Source organism: Aeromonas sp. HMWF014 (assembly GCF_963878295.1).
GTDB lineage: Bacteria > Pseudomonadota > Gammaproteobacteria > Enterobacterales > Aeromonadaceae > Aeromonas > Aeromonas popoffii.
Genome location: NZ_CAWNYS010000175.1, coordinates 1 through 2182, shown reverse-complemented (window position 1 = coordinate 2182; position 2182 = coordinate 1). Strand labels below are relative to the sequence as shown.

The following is a 2182-nucleotide window of genomic DNA, read 5'->3' as shown; positions in this document are numbered from 1 at the left end:
CCGGTCTGGCATACCAGGGGGAGATGGTGCGCTGCGGTGTCTTGTCTACCCGCTCGCCTGCCAGCATTGCCCACTTGCTGCCATGGCCCTTGACCTTCTTCATGGCAAATCCTGCGGCAATCAGGCCACGACGCACGAAGCCGGCGCTGGTAAAGGTGGAGATGGTCGCACCGGGACGAGCCAGGCGGGCCAGGCCCTCGCATAACTCTTGTGTCCACATCTCGGGATTTTTTGCCGGTGCGAATCCATCCAGATACCATGTATCCACCAGCCCCTGCTCACCATGAGGCACTTGCGGCAGCATATCCTTGATGTCCCCCAGCCAGAGATCGAGTCGAATGCGGCCGCCCGCAAAGTGCAGACGATGGCAGCCAGGGACGGGCAGTGGCCACTGTGTGATGAGTGCCTGACTGAAGGTGGCAAGCTCGGGCCAGGCGGCCAGGGCCTTGCGAAGATCGCCCTGGGTGAGGGGGAATTTTTCGAAACTGATGAAATGCAGACGGGCGCCGTTGCCGGTGTGGGGAGCCTGTTCAAGGAAGGCTTTCATTGTCGCCAGAAAGTTAAGGCCTGTGCCGAAACCTGTTTCACCTATCACGAAAGTATCACTATTGTGGTGAGAAAATCGCGCTGGCAACCCATTTTGCTGCAAAAAGACGTAGCGGGTTTCACTTAGACCGTTATCATTGGAAAAGTACACATCCCCGAAGTCACTGGAGAGTGGAGTTCCCGCTTCATTCCAGTCCAATCGGGCATGATGTAAGGATGTTTGACTCACGTTTCCCTCTGCTCGCGTCATAAGAACGCGGGCATTCTACGTGAAAGCAGACCAGTTTGGCAGCCGAAAGCGGGTAGACTTGGCGCCAGTTTTTCCAGACGAGATGAATTAATGAGAAGAGCAGTGATCACCGGTATCGGCGTCATCTCCAGTATCGGCAACAACAAGGAAGAAGTGCTGGCCTCCCTGAAATCAGGTAAATCTGGCATCACCTATTCCGAGCAGTTCGAGCAGCACAACCTGCGTAGCCGTGTCTGGGGTAACATCAAACTCGATCCGTCTGAACTGATCGACCGTAAAGTCATGCGTTTCATGGGTGACGCTGCGGCCTACGCCTACCTCTCCATGCAGCAGGCCATTGAAGATGCCGGTCTGGCGCAAGAGCAGGTCTCCAACGAGCGTACCGGCCTGGTGGTCGGCTCAGGTGGTGCTTCCGGCAAGAACACCTCGGAGTCTGTGGACATCGCCCGTGAGAAAGGGGTCAAGCGTGTGGGCCCTTACATGGTGCCGCGCACCATGTCTTCGACCACCTCTGCCTGTCTGGCGACTCCGTACCAGATCAAGGGGGTCAACTACTCCATCAGCTCCGCCTGCGCAACCTCTGCCCACTGCATCGGTCACGCGCTGGAGCTGATCCAGCTTGGCAAACAGGATGTGGTCTTCGCTGGTGGCGGCGAGGAGCTGGACTGGTCTTCCACCATCCAGTTTGACGCCATGGGTGCCCTGTCCACCAAGTACAACGACACCCCGGAAAAAGCGTCCCGTACCTATGATGCGAACCGCGATGGTTTCGTCATCTCCGGTGGCGGTGGCATCCTGGTGGTCGAGGAGCTGGAACATGCCCTGGCCCGTGGTGCTCACATCTATGCCGAGCTGACCGGTTACGGTGCCACCTCCGATGGCTACGACATGGTCGCTCCGAGCGGTGAAGGCGCTGTGCGTTGCATGAAGATGGCGATGCAGGGTGTGGGCAAGGTTGACTATATCAACACCCACGGTACCTCCACTCCGGTGGGTGACACCAAGGAGCTGGAAGCTATCCAGACGCTGTTTGGCACTAACGGCCCCAAAATCTCCGCGACCAAAGCGATGACCGGCCATGCGCTGGGCGCTGCGGGCGTGCATGAGGCAGTCTACTCCCTGCTGATGATGGAGCACGGCTTTATTGCCCCCAGCATCAACATCGAGACCTTGGACGAGAAGGCTGAGGGGCTGCCCATCGTACGCGAGTACGAAGCGGCTGATCTCAATACCGTCATGTCCAACAGCTTCGGCTTTGGCGGTACCAATGCATCACTGGTGTTCAGCAAGTTCAAGGCTTGATGAGTCGATGATGTGAAAAAAGGCGCCGCAAGGCGCCTAATGCCAGTCAGTTAAGCCTGACTGGCATTGTTTTTATTGGTTTTT

Annotated in this window: 2 protein-coding genes; one reads left to right on the top strand and one right to left on the bottom strand. The window is 57.3% G+C overall.

All coding sequences use genetic code 11. From position 1 onward, the window contains the following. A partial coding sequence (gene mnmD / locus AAC083_RS06850) for a tRNA (5-methylaminomethyl-2-thiouridine)(34)-methyltransferase MnmD (RefSeq protein ID WP_181364672.1) occupies positions 1-796 on the bottom strand: 796 nt, incomplete at its 3' end. Positions 797-886: 90 nt separating this feature from the next. On the opposite strand from mnmD, the gene fabB reads away from it, so the two are divergent. Then, positions 887-2098, top strand: coding sequence for a beta-ketoacyl-ACP synthase I (gene fabB / locus AAC083_RS06845; protein ID WP_108536162.1), 1212 nt, complete (start codon positions 887-889; stop codon positions 2096-2098). Positions 2099-2182 lie beyond the last annotated feature (84 nt).

Excerpts from the sequence above, each read along its gene's own strand:
- fabB (WP_108536162.1), top strand. The coding sequence starts at position 887 with ATGAGAAGAGCAGTGATCACCGGTATCGGCGTCATCTCCAGTATCGGC.